This is a genomic window from Oceanicella sp. SM1341 (genome assembly GCF_003448965.1).
GTDB lineage: Bacteria > Pseudomonadota > Alphaproteobacteria > Rhodobacterales > Rhodobacteraceae > Paroceanicella.
Genome location: NZ_QRGC01000052.1, coordinates 1 through 15,199, shown reverse-complemented (window position 1 = coordinate 15,199; position 15,199 = coordinate 1). Strand labels below are relative to the sequence as shown.

At 72.8% G+C, this 15,199-nt stretch carries 17 protein-coding genes and 1 pseudogene; 12 read left to right on the top strand and 6 right to left on the bottom strand.

Annotated features, from left to right (window positions below; all coding sequences use genetic code 11):
- Both D3P35_RS25030 and D3P35_RS25025 read right to left on the bottom strand, forming a co-directional pair.
- The coding region (locus D3P35_RS25030; RefSeq protein ID WP_157982320.1) for an ATP-binding protein at nt 1-981 on the bottom strand (981 nt) is incomplete at its 3' end.
- Nucleotides 978-2,096 (bottom strand): DNA repair exonuclease, encoded by a 1,119-nt coding sequence (locus D3P35_RS25025; RefSeq protein ID WP_118138663.1) that lies wholly within the window; start codon nt 2,094-2,096, stop codon nt 978-980. The genes D3P35_RS25025 and D3P35_RS25030, both read right to left, overlap by 4 nt.
- Before the next feature lie 154 nt (nt 2,097-2,250).
- Here D3P35_RS25025 and D3P35_RS25020 point away from each other — a divergent pair, with 154 nt between their 5' ends.
- From D3P35_RS25020 to D3P35_RS25010, 3 genes are all read left to right on the top strand, one after another.
- Nucleotides 2,251-2,745 carry an L-2-amino-thiazoline-4-carboxylic acid hydrolase gene (locus D3P35_RS25020; RefSeq protein ID WP_118138662.1) on the top strand — a complete coding sequence of 165 codons (495 nt, stop codon included), beginning with the start codon at nt 2,251-2,253 and terminating at the stop codon, nt 2,743-2,745.
- Between the two features lie 210 nt (nt 2,746-2,955).
- On the top strand, nt 2,956-4,323 hold the full coding sequence (locus D3P35_RS25015; RefSeq protein WP_118138661.1) for a hypothetical protein: 1,368 nt from the start codon (nt 2,956-2,958) through the stop codon (nt 4,321-4,323).
- 145 nt (nt 4,324-4,468) lie between these two features.
- A complete protein-coding gene (locus D3P35_RS25010) occupies nt 4,469-5,053 on the top strand; it encodes a DUF6869 domain-containing protein (protein WP_157982319.1) in 585 nt (194 codons plus the stop codon).
- A gap of 8 nt (nt 5,054-5,061) precedes the next feature.
- On the opposite strand, the gene D3P35_RS25005 is transcribed toward D3P35_RS25010, so the two are convergent.
- The 4 genes from D3P35_RS25005 to D3P35_RS24990 form a co-directional block, all read right to left on the bottom strand.
- The gene (locus D3P35_RS25005) at nt 5,062-5,808 is read right to left on the bottom strand and encodes an SDR family NAD(P)-dependent oxidoreductase (protein ID WP_118138659.1); all 747 of its coding nucleotides are present in this window, start codon (nt 5,806-5,808) and stop codon (nt 5,062-5,064) included.
- A complete protein-coding gene (locus tag D3P35_RS25000; protein ID WP_118138658.1) occupies nt 5,805-7,343 on the bottom strand; it encodes a tripartite tricarboxylate transporter permease in 1,539 nt (512 codons plus the stop codon). The genes D3P35_RS25005 and D3P35_RS25000 overlap by 4 nt, the downstream gene beginning before the upstream one ends.
- Before the next feature lie 10 nt (nt 7,344-7,353).
- Nucleotides 7,354-7,821: a tripartite tricarboxylate transporter TctB family protein gene (locus D3P35_RS24995; RefSeq protein WP_118138657.1), complete on the bottom strand. Its 468-nt coding sequence runs from the start codon at nt 7,819-7,821 to the stop codon at nt 7,354-7,356.
- A gap of 383 nt (nt 7,822-8,204) precedes the next feature.
- Entirely contained in the window at nt 8,205-9,194 is a 990-nt protein-coding gene (locus D3P35_RS24990; protein ID WP_118138656.1) for a tripartite tricarboxylate transporter substrate binding protein, read from the bottom strand.
- Between the two features lie 428 nt (nt 9,195-9,622).
- Between D3P35_RS24990 and D3P35_RS24985 the strand changes: the two genes are divergently transcribed.
- The 9 genes and pseudogenes from D3P35_RS24985 to D3P35_RS24945 form a co-directional block, all read left to right on the top strand.
- The gene (locus tag D3P35_RS24985; RefSeq protein WP_118138655.1) at nt 9,623-10,327 is read left to right on the top strand and encodes a FadR/GntR family transcriptional regulator; all 705 of its coding nucleotides are present in this window, start codon (nt 9,623-9,625) and stop codon (nt 10,325-10,327) included.
- Between the two features lie 145 nt (nt 10,328-10,472).
- On the top strand, nt 10,473-10,946 hold the full coding sequence (locus tag D3P35_RS24980) for a DoxX family protein (protein ID WP_118138654.1): 474 nt from the start codon (nt 10,473-10,475) through the stop codon (nt 10,944-10,946).
- Between the two features lie 427 nt (nt 10,947-11,373).
- Complete coding sequence (gene atpD, locus D3P35_RS24975) at nt 11,374-12,843, top strand: F0F1 ATP synthase subunit beta (protein ID WP_118138653.1); 1,470 nt, start codon at nt 11,374-11,376, stop codon at nt 12,841-12,843.
- Nucleotides 12,840-13,292: a F0F1 ATP synthase subunit epsilon gene (locus D3P35_RS24970; protein WP_118138652.1), complete on the top strand. Its 453-nt coding sequence runs from the start codon at nt 12,840-12,842 to the stop codon at nt 13,290-13,292. Before atpD ends, D3P35_RS24970 begins: the two co-directional genes overlap by 4 nt.
- On the top strand, nt 13,289-13,576 hold the full coding sequence (locus tag D3P35_RS24965; protein ID WP_118138651.1) for an AtpZ/AtpI family protein: 288 nt from the start codon (nt 13,289-13,291) through the stop codon (nt 13,574-13,576). Before D3P35_RS24970 ends, D3P35_RS24965 begins: the two co-directional genes overlap by 4 nt.
- A gap of 72 nt (nt 13,577-13,648) precedes the next feature.
- Nucleotides 13,649-13,936 carry an ATP synthase subunit I gene (locus tag D3P35_RS24960; protein ID WP_118138650.1) on the top strand — a complete coding sequence of 96 codons (288 nt, stop codon included), beginning with the start codon at nt 13,649-13,651 and terminating at the stop codon, nt 13,934-13,936.
- Complete coding sequence (locus tag D3P35_RS24955; RefSeq protein ID WP_118138649.1) at nt 13,933-14,652, top strand: F0F1 ATP synthase subunit A; 720 nt, start codon at nt 13,933-13,935, stop codon at nt 14,650-14,652. Before D3P35_RS24960 ends, D3P35_RS24955 begins: the two co-directional genes overlap by 4 nt.
- Nucleotides 14,649-14,897 (top strand): F0F1 ATP synthase subunit C, encoded by a 249-nt coding sequence (locus D3P35_RS24950; RefSeq protein ID WP_118138648.1) that lies wholly within the window; start codon nt 14,649-14,651, stop codon nt 14,895-14,897. Before D3P35_RS24955 ends, D3P35_RS24950 begins: the two co-directional genes overlap by 4 nt.
- A 13-nt stretch (nt 14,898-14,910) precedes the next feature.
- A pseudogene (locus D3P35_RS24945) lies at nt 14,911-15,199 on the top strand (hypothetical protein); the annotation flags it as partial.

The following is a 15,199-nucleotide window of genomic DNA, read 5'->3' as shown; positions in this document are numbered from 1 at the left end:
CTCCGCCACGGTGGCGGCGGCGGCCTCGGCCTTTGCCGCGGCCTCCGTCTCGGCCTTGCGGGCAGCCTCCAGCGCGCTTCGGGCGGCGAGGAGGGCGTCGAGCGCGCGCCGGGCCTCTGCCGCGCCGAGGGTCGCGATCTGCGCCGCCTGCCCGGCCTCGCGCAGCCGCGTCGCATGGGCTTCGCCCGCCTCCATCGCGGCATGGGCGGCCTGCAGCGCCTCCTCGCGCCGGGCGCGGGCGGCGGGGTCGTCGAGCCGGGCGATCTGCGCCTCGGCCTCCGAGCGCTCGGCGAGGTGGCGCTCCAGCGCCGTGCACTGGGCCTCGACCTCGGCGAGCTCGGAGGCGAGGGTCGCGGCTTCGTCCGCCGCCTCCTTCCACGGGCCCTTGGGGCGGCCGGTGCGGGTGGAGAGCACGTCGAGCGCCTCCTCGCAGCGCTTCATCACCCGGTCCATCCGGCGCCCGCCGGTCATCGCGTCGATCTCGCCGGCGACGGAGGAGAGCAGGTCGCGCCGCGTCTCGGTGAGGCGCTCCTTCTCGGTCCTGCTCTCGGGCTCGAGGCCGAGCAGGCCCTGCCGCACCCACAGCAGGCCGGCCGGCCCCTCGCGCCCGTCGCCCGCAAGCGCGGAGAGCCAGCGCTCCGCCTCGTCGTCCATCGCCACCACCGCGCCGTCGGAGAGGCGGGTGACCCGGGCGCGCTTCGCCGAGAGCCAGCGCTTCTCCACCCGGAACAGCCCCTCCCCGGTCTCGACATCGAGCGCCACCTCCACCGCGCCGCCGGCATGCGGCTGCAGCGATTTCACCGATTTCGCCGTGGCGGAGTATTTCTCGAAGAACAGCGCGTGCAGGGCGTCGAAGAAGGTCGACTTGCCGAATTCGTTCGCCTCCGAGACCACGGTGATGCCGTCGCCGATGCCGGTGAGGCTGGCGGTGCGGCCGGCGAACTTGCGCACGTTGGTCAGGCGCAGGGCGCGCAGTTTCATTGCTCCTCCAGGGCGAAGGTGAAGAGATGGGAGAGGGCGGCGCGGGCGCTCTCGCGGGCCTCGGCGGGCAGGCTCTCGTCCGCCGCCTCGGCCGCGAGGCTCTCGGCCGCCATGCGCAGGGCGCCGCCGGTGTCGATGGCGTCGAGATCGCCGGTGTCATGCACGGCGCCGAGACCGTCGAGCCCGGCCCGGTGCCACAGGAAGTCCGGGGCGGCGGCGGCGATGGCCTGCTGCAGCGCCACGCGCTCGAGCGCATGGGTGCGCCCGCTCACCACCAGGTCGAGCAGCGTGCGCTCGCGCTGTGCCAGCGGCGGCAGGGCGGCGGCATGGGCAGCCGCCACGTCATCCCCCTCCGCGAGCACGAGCGGCACGCGCGCCCAGGTGAGCGCGCCGGTGGCCACCGGCTCCACCTCCGCCGCAGCCCCGGGGCCAGCGAGGCTCACCAGCAGGGCGCCGGCGGCGTGGTCGTGCTTGAAACTGTCGGCCTCCGGCGCGCCGGAATACCAGGTGGAGGGGCCCACGCGCAGCTGGCCGTGCCAGTCTCCCAGCGCGAGGTAGCCGAGGCCCGAGCGCGCCGCGCGGTCGGGCGGGATGATGGCCGAGGCGCCGTCCTCGCCGGTGGTGAAGCTCTGCACCGCGCCATGGGCAAGGCCGATGCGCAGCGCCTCGCCGGTGGGGGCCGTGTCGTACCACTCGGTGAGGTCGCGGCCGGGGTGGCGCTCGGTGCAGGGGGCGGGCAGCAGCACGGCGCCGTCGAGGGCCAGCGGCTCGGGCTCGGTCACCAGGGTGACATTGGGCGGCGCGTCGGCCCGCAGGGTGCGCCACAGCTCGGTGGCGGCGAGGTTGTCATGGTTGCCGGGCATCAGCACCCAGGTGATGTCTTCCGCCCCGCGCATGGCGTTGAGCGCGTGGCGGATCACCTGCGGCGAGGGGGTCATCTGGTCGAACGTATCCCCCGCCAGCAGCACCAGCGCGGCGCCGCCGCCGCGCGCGGCCTGCGCGAGGCGCGGGATGCTCTCTTGCCGGGCGCGGCGCAGGGCCACGCGCACCTCCTCGGGCCAGGCGCCGAAGGGCTTGCCGAGGTGCAGGTCGGAGGCGTGAAGGAAACGGATCATGCGGGCTCTCGGCTCTGGGGTCGCGCGCTCTTTGGCGGCAGGCGGTGCGGGGCCAATCTGCACCGGGGGCGTGCGGAAAGTCCACCTTGTGCCCCGCTGGACCGGGGCGGCCCGGCGCGCTAGCCTCGGGCGGACCCCGGCACAGGAGCACCCCATGCCACAGGACGACCGCGAAGAGCCCCGCCCGCCGCTGCCCATCCTCGAGCGCCGCCGGCTCGAGGCGCTGCTGCTGCGCCAGGTCTACGACGTGGTGCGCGAGCGCTCCGGCGCGGCGGAGGCCGAGGCAGTGGTGGGCAGCGCCGTGAGCCGCGCGGCCATCGCCCATGGCGCCGAGATGGCCGGCGGCGGCCGCCCCGACCTCGCCGATTTCCGCGCCATCCTGCCGCTCTGGACCATGGAAGGCGCGCTGGAGATCGAGGTGCTGGAGGAGGGCCCGCGCCGGCTCGAGTTCAACGTCACCCGCTGCCGCTATGCCGAGCTCTACCGCGACCTCGGGCTGGGTCATATCGGCCATCTGCTGTCGTGCAACCGCGACGGCGATTTCTGCACCGGCTACAACCCCGACATCACCCTCACCCGCAGCCAGACCATCATGCAGGGCGCGTCGCACTGCGATTTCCGCTACGCGATGAAGCCGGACGCGGAGTGAGCCTCTCGGCCCGATTTGCGGGCAGCGCATGGCAGGCTGCCGCCTGCGCGGGCAAGTATGCGGTTTCACCCGCCCGGCGGCTGGTCTAGGATCGCGCAGATCCTCCGAATGCTTTGCCCCCGCGTGGTCGCCCTGCCTGTTTCAGCCTCATCCCCCGTTCCGCCCTCGAGCGCTCGCGCCCGGGTCACTGCCCTCATCCTGATCGCCGTGATGGCGCTGGAGCTCGCCGCCCGGGCCTCCGGCGCCGAGGCGCTGCGCTACGCGGTCTATGCCGCGGCGCTGTGCCTGTTGCCGGTGGCGGCAAACCGGTTCGGGCTGCGCGAGGCCTACCTGCTCTCGCTCTGCGCCCTGCTCACCGTGCTCATCGTGTTCCGGGCCGATGACCCCGTGGCGGCGGTGCTCTCGGCGCTCGACCAGGCGGCCTTCCTGATGGCCTTCGTGCTGCTGCTGGGGCTGATCCAGGAGGCCGCACTCACCTCGCCCACGGTGGCGGCCTGCGGGCGCTACCTCACCCGCCAGCCCACCGGGCGGCGTTTCCTCGCGCTCTACGCCGGCTCGAACGTGATGGCGGTGCTGTTCAACCTCGGCACGGTGAGCCTCATCGCCCCGCTCATCCGCCGCGGGGTGGAAGAGGTCGCCCCGGGCGACCCGTTCAACCCCGTGCGCGAGCGGCGGCAGCTCTCGGCGATGCTGCGCGGCTTTGCCTGGTCGGTGGTCTGGTCGCCCACCGCGGTAGCGCCACTGGCGCTGATGACGCTGATCCCCGGCATCGACCGCGGCCGCTGGATCGTGCTGGGGCTGGTGATCTCGACGCTGATGATGTTCGTGGGCTGGGCCGAGGACCAGGCGCGCTGGCACCGCACCCAGGTGCGCGCCCGCGGCCGCGGCCCGGCCATCACCCAGGCGCCGCCCTTCCCCGTGCGCGATTTCGCGGTGTTCGCGGGCATCTGCGCCATCCTCTTCGGCCTGTCGTTCTTCTTTGCCTGGCTCACCGACACTTCGGTGATCTTCGGGCTGATGATCACCGCGCCTGTCCTGATGGTGGGCTGGATCCTGGCGCAGAACGGCGGGACTGGCGCGCAGGCGCGCGAGCGCACCTCGGCCCGGGTGGCGACCATCCTCGGGCCCGGCTTCGCGGCGGCGGCGCCGGTGGCGGTGACGCTCGCCTCCTCGGGCTACCTCGGCCGGGCGGCGGCGGTGCTGATCCCGGCGCAGGACCTGGCCGAGGCGCTGGGGCTCGGGGCCCTGCCCGGCTGGGTGTTCCTCACCGGCTGCGCGCTCGCGGTGGTGGCGCTGAGCCAGCTCGCGCTGAGCCCGATCATGATGGCGGTGTTCTTCGGCAGCCTGCTCGGCGCGCTGCCGGTGCTGCCGGCGGACCCCACGCTCACCGCGCTCGCCCTCTCCTGCGGCTGGTCACTGGCGATGACCTCCTCGCCCTTCGCCACGGTGGTGCTGCTCTCGGCCAAGGCCACCGGCCAGACCGGGCGCACCATGACATGGGCCTGGAACGGCACCTTCACCATCGTGAGCGTGGTGGTGCTGGCGGCGATCTTCTTTGCCCTCACCGGCGGGGCGTGAGGGGGGCCGGGCAGGTTGACAGGTGCCGGGCACCTTGGCTAAGCGGAGGCATCTGACACAGCGCCCGCGCCCACGCGGTGTCGCCCCACAGGCGTGCATCAGGCACGATATCAACCTGTCCTCCAGGTCAATCGACAAGCTTCTCGTGTGCTACTGGATTTCCGGTCGCGACGAAATCGCCTGCCCCGGAACCACCACGCCCGACCGTCTCCGCGCCTTCGTGGCGGAGCGGGAGATCCCCTTCGGCGACGAGATCGTCCGGCAGGCCGCCGACTGTCTCGACAGCCCGCTGGCGGGGGGCTCCGCGATGGGCTGGATCACCCTCACCTCCTTCACGGCTCATCCGCACAGGCTGTGGGCCCTGCTCGACTACGCGATGCATTTCGCGCAGACCGACGCGGAGCTGGAACTGATCGCCATCAATCTCGCGGAGCCGATGCTGGGGCACTATGGCTCGCTGATGGTGCATTTCGAGCAGCGCGCCGGCGCCGACCCCGCCTTCGCCCGGATGCTCACCGGGGCCTCGCGCTACCGGATGAGCGATGATGTCTGGCGGCGTCTTCGGAGGCTTCAGGCCGGCGTGCCCGACCCGTTGCCATGCGGGATCCGCGCGGAAGCGGGAGACGGACACATGGGCCACATCCCTTCCGCGCGGGAGCGTGCGCAGGCCGATAAGGGACTATACCGCCGGGACGCGGCGGGGAACTGGCGGATGAGATCCGGTCGGTGAGCCTACCCTCAGATCCGCACCGAATAGCCGCCGTCTACCGGGATGGCGGTGCCGGTCACGAAGTCGGAGGCCTCCGAGAGCAGGAACAGTGCCGGGCCCGCGAGGTCTTCCGGGCGGCCCCAGCGGTCGGCGGGGGTGCGGGCCAGCACGTCGGCCTCGAGATTGGCGATCTCGCGCCGGGCGGCCACGGTGAGGGGCGTGTCGATCCAGCCGGGCAGCAGGCAGTTCACCTGGATGCCCTGCGGCGCCCAGGCGGTGGCGAGGCTGCGGGTGAGCTGCACCACGCCGCCCTTGGAGGCGCCGTAGGCCGGCATCACCGGGCTGCCGAAGATCGAGGTCATCGAGCCCACGGTCACCACCTTGCCGCCCCGGCGCGAGAGCAGCGGGAAGGCGGCCTGGCAGAGCAGGAAGGTGCCCTTGAGGTTGGCGTCGATCACCGCGTCCCAGTCTGCCTCCGAGAGCTCCTGCGGCGGGCGGCGGCGGTTGAACCCGGCCGAGGCCACCAGCCCGTCGAGCCGGCCGAACTCCGCCTCCACCGCGGCGATGGCGGCGAGGCATTCGTCGCGCCGGGCCACGTCGCAGGGCACGAAGAGCGCGCCGGGGATGGAGGCCGCGGCCTCCGCCCCTCGGGTGGGGTCGCGGCCGAGGAGGGCGAGTTTCGCCCCTGCCCCCGCCGCTGCCGCCGCGATGGCAAGGCCGATGCCGCTGGTGCCGCCCGATACGGCCACCACCCTGTCCTTCAGGCTGTGGGTCATGAGGTCCTGTCCGCTTTCTCCCGGCCCGGTGCCGCCTGCGCGGGCCGCGGCCCGGAGAGCATGCGCTGCGCCGCGCGGAACAGCACGATGCCCCAGACCAGCAGCGTCGCCACCCCCAGCACGCCTGCGATGGGGCGCTCGAAGAAGGCGAGGAACGAGCCGTCCGACTTGATCATCGAGGTGAGGAAAGTCTGCTCGAACATCGGCCCGAGCACCAGCCCCAGGATGATCGGCGCCACCGGGAACTCGTTCTCCTCGAAGATCCAGCCCACGAGGCCGAGCGCGAGCATCAGGATCACGCCGAAGACGGAGTTGGTCATGGCGAAGGCGCCGACGATGCAGAACACCAGGATCACCGGCAGCAGCGTGCGCTTGGGCACCCGCAGGATCGGCCGCGCGAGGCGGATGGCCGCCCAGCCCAGCGGCAGCATCACCAGGTTGGCGAGGATGAAGATCATGAACACGGCGTAGATGAGCTGGGGGTTGTTGAGGAACACCATCGGCCCGGGGTTCATGCCCTTCATGTAGAGCACGCCGATCACCACCGCGGTGAGCGAATCGCCCGGGATGCCGAACACCAGCGCCGGGATCCAGGAGCCCGCGACGGCGGAGTTGTTGGCCGAGCTCGCGTCCACCACCCCCTCGACATGGCCGGTGCCGAATTTCTCCGGGCTGCGCGAGAAGCGCTTGGAGACCGCGTAGGCGATCCAGGCGGCGATGTCGGCGCCCGCGCCCGGCAGCGCGCCGATGCAGGTGCCCAGGGCCGAGCCGCGCAGCACGTTCACCTTGTGCCGGCCCAGCAGCGGCAGCACGGAGGTGAAGATGCCGCCCGACTGGCGCAACGGCGGCGGGGTTTTCGCGCGCAGCCGCATCACCCCGCGCAGGATCTCGGAGATGGCAAAGAGCCCGATCATCGCCGGGATGAAGCTGATGCCGCCCATCAGGTCGACATTGCCGAAGGTGAAGCGCGGCACCCCGGCGGTGGGGTCGATCCCCACGGTGCAGAGCGCGAGGCCCACGAGCAGCGAGATGAAGCCCTTCAGCGGGTTGGCCGAAGAGATGAACACCGCGCAGGACAGGCCCAGCGAGGCCAGCCAGAAATATTCGAAGGAGGTGAATTTCAGCGCCACCTCCGCCAGCATGGGGGCCGCGAGGATGAGCGCCCCCACCCCCACCAGCCCGCCGAGCGCCGAGGCCACCAGCGTGACGCCGAGCGCGAGGTTCACCTTGCCGCGCTGGCCCATGAGGAAGGTCTCGCCCACGTAGGCGGCCGAGGCGGGCGTGCCGGGCATGCGCAGGAGCGCGCCGGGGATGTCGCCGGCGAAGATCGCCATCGAGGAGGCGGTGACGATGGCCGCCAGCGCCGGCACGGGGTCCATGAAGAAGGTCACCGGCACCAGCAGCGCCACCGCCATGGTGGCGGTGAGCCCGGGCATGGCGCCCACGAACATGCCGAAGGCGGCGGAGATCACCACCACCAGCAGCACGAAGGGGTCGAGCGCGAGGGCGAGGGCCTGCGAGAATACGTTCATCATGCCATCTCCCTCAGAACAGGCCTTCGAGGATGCCGCGCGGCAGCGGCACCAGCAGGATGGAGCCGAAGAACCACTGGCTCGCCACCGTGGTGAGCAGCGCGACCGCGATGGCGGTGAGCGGCCGGTTGCCGAAGCGCAGCAGCAGCAGCGTGAGCGCCACGGCCATGAAGGGCACGTAGCCCACAGCGTCGGACACGAGGATGTAGGCGAGGATGAGTACCACCACGAGGCCCATGGAGACCAGCGTGCGCGGCTCGCGCATCTCGGGGTCGGTCTCGGCGAGGCCGCCGGCCCGGGCGCGCCAGCCGCGGATGCTCAGCAGCCCGCCGCAGATGATGAAGCCCGCCCCCAGCAGCGAGGGCAGCAGCGCCGCCCCGTAAGGCTGGCCGGGAAAGGCGGGAAAGCCGCGCGCGATCAGGATCATCGTGAGGCCGAGCGCGATGAAGAACAGGCCGAAGACGGCATCGTTGAGGCGCATGCGCACCCTCCTGCTGCTGGGTCGGGGGCGCCGCGCGCAGGCCGCGCGGCGCCGGGTCACCTTGGGGCCGCGCGCCCGCCTGCGCGCGGATCTTCACGGGTCGTCCCGCGGTCGCCAGCCCGCGCCCCGGGGCCACCGGCCGGCCCGCGCCCCGCGTCCCTTGCGCCGCCCGCCCGGTGTCGTGCAGGGCACGCCCGGTGTCGTGCAGGGCACGCCCGGTGTCGTGCAGGGCACGCCCGATGTCATGCGCCGGCCTGCACGCGTCCGGTGTCACGCCGCGGCCGGCAGGGGCGCGCTGCCGTGTCTCCGCCGATGCCGGCCCCGGGGAGTGCGCGGCGCGCCCGTGCGACGCGCCGCACCGGCCCGGCGCGCGGGCTCCCCGCTCAGTCGCGCGCGAGGCCGGCGGCCTTCATCGACTCGCCCATCTGCGCGTCGGCCTTCTCCATGAAGCCCGCGAACTCCTCGGGGGGCAGGTGGCGCACGCCGAAGCCGCGGCCGGACATGAAGGAGGTATACTCCTCCGATTCCGCGATCTCGGCCAGCGCCTGGGCCAGGGTGGCCTGCACGTCCTCGGGCATCTCCAGTGGCCCGGCCATGCCGCGCCAGACATTGAGCGTGTAGTCGAGGTCGAGCGATTCCTTCAGCGTCGGCACGTCGGGGAAGTTCGGGTCGCGCTCCTCGGCCATGAGCGCGAGGCTGCGGGCCCGGCCGGCGTCGATCATCGAGCGCGCCTCGGGCAGCGAGCAGGGCACGATGTCCACGCCGCCGGCCACGAGGTCCTGCATGCCGGAGGCCGCACCCTCGGAGGGCACCCAGCGCACGTGGTTCGCATCGAGCCCCATCGACTGCAGCCAGCCGATGAGCGCGAGGTGCCAGATGCCGCCCTGCCCGGTGCCGGAGGCCTTCAGCTCGCCCGGCTCGGAGGCCTTGATCGCCTCGGCCAGCTCCTCGATGGTGCTCCAGTCGCTGTCGGCGGAGACATGCACGCCCGCGGGGTCGGCGTTCATCATGCCCAGCGGCGTGTAGTCCGAGGGGCCGAGATCGGTGAGGCCGAGGTAGTGCATCATGGTGATTTCCACCGTGATGAGGCCGATGGTGTAGCCGTCGGGCCTGGCGGTGGCGATGGCCGAATGCCCCACCACGCCCGAGCCGCCGGTGCGGTTGACCACGTTGAAGGGCTGGCCGAGCTTCTGCTCCAGCAGGGTGCCGATCATCCGCGCGGTGGCGTCGGTGCCGCCGCCCGCGCCCCAGGGCACGATCAGCGTCACCGGGCGGTCCGGGTAGGTCGCGGCGCGGGCGCCACCGGGCAGGGCGGCGGCGGCGCCGGCCGCTCCGGCCAGGGCCAGCATCCTGCGGCGGTTGAGTTCGGTCATCTGTGATCCTCCCATGATCATCTGCCGGCGCTGTGCCGGCGGGTTATGCTTCTTTCCTGTCATGGGGCGGGCGCGGGCCTCTGCGGTCTCTCGCGCGCGCGCCCCGGGCGCCTCAGGCCGCCCCGCGGCGCGCAGGCAGACGCGCGCCGCGCGGTGGCGGGGCGGCATGCGTGGCGATCTCTGCGTGGTGGGGGGGGATGCGGCTCCGCCCGGTGCCGGGCGGCGGTGCGCGACGCGCAGGGGCGGCAGCGTCGCAGGACATGTCCCGTGTCATCTGGAGCCCTCCCCGGCCATGTGTCTTTAGTTTGGTTAACGCGAAGTCTTGGCGAGTTGTCCAGATTTGTCAACATATGTTAGATTGCGGTTTCGTGAGCGGCCGGAACACCCGCCGCGGCGGGCGCCACGCGGGAAGGCCCGGGGACGGAAAGATGAACGAAGCGGAGCGGCTGACACGCAGCGACGAGGTCTACGAGGGCCTGCTCTCGGCGATCCTGGAGGGGCGGCACCCCCGGGGCACCCGCCTGCCCACCGAGGCGGAACTGGGCCGGGAATACGCCGTGTCGCGCCCCGTGGTGCGCAGCGCCCTCGCCCGGCTGCGCGAGGACGGCATCATCGCCTCGCGCCGCGGCTCGGGCAGCTACGTGCTGCGCCGACCGGCCCGCTCGGTGATCGACTTCGTGCCGATCGGCTCGATCAGCGATATCCAGCGCTGCTACGAGTTCCGGCTGGAGTTCGAGAGCGCCGCCGCCGCGCTCGCCGCCGAGCGCCGCGACGAGACCGACATCGCCGCCCTGCGCGCCGCCTTCGCCCGGATGGAGGAGAGCGGCCGCGAGGGCCACCCGAGCGTCGACGACGACGCCGCCTTCCATGCCACGGTGATCGCCGCCACCCACAACGACTTCTACGTGGGCGTGCACGCGGCCCTCGCGCCGCAGTTCCGCTTCGGCATCGACCTCTCGCGCAAGCTCACCCTGCTGCAGGCCGACCTGCGCCTCGCCCGGGTGGCGCAGGAACATGCCAGGGTGCTCGACGCCATCTGCGCCGGCGCCGCCGGGGCCGCCCGGCAGGCCATGCGCCGCCACATCGAAAGCGCCCGCAACCGCATGTTCGAGGGCGTCTCGACGAATCTCTAAAAAGTGGAAACAATATATGCATGATTTGCGTGATTGTTTCTTTATGGCTGCGAGCGCATCTTCCTCCCATCGAAACACAAGCCGCGGCCAGCCCGGCCCGGCACCCGCTCTCAGGCGCGGTTGCGCCGATGGAAGGATCAAGACCATGACCACCATTCATACCGATGCACCCGCCCGCCCGCTCATCGCGCCGCTGGGCCATGTCTGGGAGGCGCTCGCCCCCCTCTCGCCGCTGCTCGTCCGGGTGACGACCGGCGCGCTGCTGATGCCCCATGGCGCGGGCAAGCTCTTCGGCCTGTTCGGCGGCTACGGCATCGCCGGCACCGGCCAGTGGTTCGAGTCGATTGGCTTCGCGCCGGGCTGGCTCTTCGCCCTCGGCATCGGCTCGCTCGAGTTCTTCGGCGGCATCCTGCTGGTGCTGGGCCTGCTCACCCGGCCGGTGGCCGCGGCGGTGCTGGGCTTCATGCTGGTGGCCATCACCATCCACCTGCCCAACGGCTACGCCTGGAACAACGCCGGCTTCGAGATGCCGCTCTTCTGGGGCGCCATGGCCCTCTCGGTGCTGATCCGCGGCGGCGGGGCCTACTCGCTCGACCGGGCGATCGGCCGCGAATTCTGACACCCTCTGCCTCCCCTCTGCCCCCCCCCTCTGGCCCCGGGGCCGGAGCGCGAAAGCGCCCCGGCCCTTTTCGCATTCCCGGGCCGAAGGGCTTGATCGGCCGCGGAAAATATGCTGATCCTTGTGCGGTTCCACAGACCGGACCCGGGGAATTTCCCTCTCCGGGCTGCCCTCGCGCCGTGAGGCGCCCGCCCCTTTTCCCCGCGCCGTTCCGGCGCATCCTTGGCCCCGCGCCGCTCCGGCGCATCCCTGACCCCGCGCCGCTCCGGCGCGTGTCCGAACGCGGCGCCGCTCCGGCGCCTTGTTCCAGATCAATGACGGAGACCGGCAAAGCTGTTGCCCTGTCTCCGAGGCCCGCTGCCTGCGGCGGGCCGACGCCCAGCTTTCCTGCCGCCCGCGCGGCGGCGCCCCCGTTCCGGGACGCGAGATGCACAGCGACACCCAGACCGGCCCCGCGGCCCCGCCCGAGGCTTCCGCCCACCCCGACGCCCCCGGCCATGTCCTCGCCGTGCGCGGCGCGGTGATCGACGTGGGCTTCCCCGGCCAGACCCTGCCCGGCATCAACGACGCGCTGGAGATCGGCGCCCCCGGCGCGCCGCCGGTGCTGGCCGAGGTGCAGGCCCATCTCGACCGCGACAGCGTGCGCGCCATCGCCCTGCAGGCCACCACCGGCCTCGGCCGCGGCGCCCCGGTGCGCTGTCCGGGCGGCCCGGTCTCGGTGCCGGTGGGCGAGGCGGTGCTGGGCCGGCTGGTGAACGTGGCCGGCCAGCCGGGCGACGGGCTGGCCGATTTCGCCGCCGATGTGCCGCGCCGCCCCATCCACCGCGCCCCGCCCGATTTCGCCGGCCAGAGCGGCGCCGAGGAGATCTTCTCCACCGGCATCAAGGTGATCGACCTGCTGGCCCCCATGGCGCTCGGCGGCAAGGCGGCGATGTTCGGCGGCGCCGGCGTGGGCAAGACCGTGCTGGTGATGGAGCTGATCCACGCCATGGTGGCGAGCTACCAGGGCATCTCGGTGTTCGCCGGCGTCGGCGAACGCTCGCGCGAGGGGCACGAGATGCTGCTCGACATGACCGGCTCCGGGGTGCTGGGCCGCACCGTGCTGGTCTACGGCCAGATGAACGAGCCGCCGGGCGCGCGCTGGCGCGTGCCGATGACCGCGCTCGCCATCGCCGAGCATTTCCGCGACGAGCGCGGCCAGAACGTGCTCCTGCTGATGGACAACGTGTTCCGCTTCGTGCAGGCCGGCGCCGAGGTGTCGGGCCTGCTCGGCCGCCTGCCCTCGCGCGTGGGCTACCAGCCGACGCTGGCCACCGAGGTCGCCGCCCTGCAGGAGCGCATCGCCTCCGTGGGCGGCGCCGCCGTGACCGCCATCGAGGCGGTCTACGTGCCGGCGGATGATTTCACCGACCCGGCCGTCACCACCATCGCCGCCCATGTCGACAGCACGGTGGTGCTGTCGCGCGCCATGGCGGCGGAGGGCATGTACCCCGCGGTGGACCCCATCGCCTCCTCTTCCATCCTGCTCGACCCGCTGGTGGTGGGCGAGGAGCACGCCCGGGTGGCGCTGGAGGTGAAGCGCACCATCGAGCATTTCCGCGAGCTGCAGGACGTGATCTCGCTCCTGGGCATGGAGGAACTCGGCGCCGCCGACCGCCGCATCGTCGGGCGGGCGCGTCGGCTGCAGCGCTTCCTCACCCAGCCCTTCGCGGTCACCGAGGCCTTCACCGGCGTGCCCGGCCGCTCGGTGCCGGTGGCCGAGACCGTGGCAGGCTGCCGCGCCATCCTCGAGGGCGAATGCGACGGCTGGAACGAGAGCTCGCTCTACATGACCGGCACGCTGGAGGAGGCCCGGAGCAAGGAGGAGGCCGCCCGCGCCGGGGGCCCGGCCGCATGAGCGCCACCCTCGCCCTCACCGTGAGCACCCCCGCCGCGGTGCTGGTGCGCCGGACCGACGTGGTGTCGCTGCGCGCGGAGGACCGCTCGGGCGGCTTCGGCATCCTGCCGCGGCACACGGATTTCCTCACCGTCCTGCCCGCCTCGCTGCTGCGCTGGCGCTGTGCCGACGGCGCGGAGCAGTTCTGCGCCCTCGGCTCCGGCGTGTTGCGGGTGAGCGGGGGTGGCAGCGTGGTCTCGGTCGCCTGCCGGCAGGCGACGCTGGCCGACACGCTGGCGGGCCTTGCCCCCCGCATCGCCGCGCTGCGCGCCGCCGAGCGCGAGGCCGAGAGTGCGGCGCGCGTGGAGGAGACCCGGCTCGAGGCCCATGCCGTGCGCCAGCTCCGCCGCCTGCTGCGCCCGGACGACAGCGCCCCGAGCTTCGGCGCCCATGGGGAGAGCCCGCGATGACCGCGCCCGCGCCGGAGCAGGACCCGCTCGCCGAGGCCGCCCGCCGCGCCGAGGAGCGCGCCCGCCGCGGCGCCGAGACGCCCGAGCCCTCGCTCGGCTCCCGCCTCGGGCAGATCGGGGTGGTGGGCTGGATGATCGTCTCGCCCATCCTGCTCGCGCTCCTGCTGGGCCGCTGGCTCGACCGGCTGCTCGGCCCCGGGCGCATCACCTTCACCGCCGCGCTGATCATGCTCGGCGCGGTGGTGGGCTTCTGGTCGGCCTGGAAATGGATGAACCGCTCATGACGGTGTTTCAATGCCTTGCGAGGGAAAGCTCTCACGCAGTCTCACCCGCGCTTTCCCGGGGAGCTCGCGCAGATGACTGAAATGCAGGCGCTTCTCCTGCCCGGGCTCGGGGGGCTGCTGGCGGGTTTCCTGCTCGGGCTCGTGCATTTCGGCGGCCTGCGGCACAACACGCGGCTCTACATGCAGGGCCGCGCCGGGGCGGGCATCGCGCTGCAGCTCGGCCGGCTGGCGCTGGTGGCGGCGGGCTTCACCGGGCTGGCCCTGCTCGGGCCCGTGCCGCTGCTCGCCGGCACGCTGGGCCTGCTCGCCGCGCGCCGCGTGGTGCTGCGCCGCACCCGTGCGGGCGGGGAGCGCGCGTGATGGACTCGCCCCTCGCCATGGACGTGGCCTTCCATCTCGGTCCGGTGCCCATCACCCCGCCGGTGCTGGTGACCTGGGCCATCATGCTGGTGCTCGGCCTCGGCGCCATCGTGGTGAGCCGCCGGCTCGCCCTGCGCCCCGGCACCCTGCAGACCGTGCTCGAGATGGCCGTGGAGGCGGTGGACGACCAGGTGCGCGGCACCATGCAGGCCGACCCCGCGCCCTACCGCGCGCTCATCGGCACGCTGTTCCTGTTCATCCTCGCGGCGAACTGGTCGTCGCTCATCCCCGGGGTGGAGCCGCCCACCGCGCACCTGGAGACCGACGCGGCGCTGGCCGGCATCGTCTTCGCCGCCACCATCTGGTTCGGCATCCGCGCGCAGGGGGTGACCGGCTGGCTCAAGACCTTCGCCGAGCCCTCCTGGGCGATGATCCCGCTCAACCTCGTCGAGCAGGTCACGCGCAATGTCTCGCTGGTGCTGCGCCTGTTCGGCAACGTGATGAGCGGGGTGTTCGTGATCGGCATCGTGCTGTCGCTCGCCGGCCTGCTGGTGCCCATCCCGCTCATGGCGCTCGACATGCTCACCGGCGCGGTGCAGGCCTACATCTTCGCCGTGCTCGCCACCGTCTTCATCGGGTCGGCCACCGGGGCGGAAGGTGCCCCGCCCGCGCCGCCCGAAACTCCCGCGCAACCGCAGAAGGGCAAGGGCTCATGAACAATTACGTCGAAATCGCCAGCATCCTCGCCGCCGCCATCGCGGTGGGGCTGGGCTCGATCGGGCCGGCCATCGCGGAGGGCCGCGCCGTGGCCGCGGCGCTGGAGGCGATCGCCCGCCAGCCGGAGGCCGCGGGCACCCTGTCGCGCACGCTCTTCGTGGGGCTCGCGATGATCGAGACCATGGCGATCTACTGCCTGGTGATCGCGCTCCTGGTGCTCTTCGCCAACCCGTTCACCGGCTAGGCCGGCCGCCACCATGCAGATCGACTGGTGGACCATCGGGCTCGAGACGCTCAATGTCCTCATCCTCCTCTGGGTGCTGGCGCGGTTCTTCTTCCGCCCGGTGGCCGGGATGATCGCGGCGCGCAAGGCCGAGGTCGCCGCCCGGCTCGACGCCGCCGCGGCGAAAGAGGCCGAAGCGGAGGCCGCGCGCGATGCCGCCCGCGCCGAGGCGGCCCGTACCGCCGCCGCGCGGGCAGACAAGCTCGCCGCCGCCGCCGCCGAGGCCGCTGCCGAGCGCGCGCGCCTGCTGGCGGAGGCGAAGG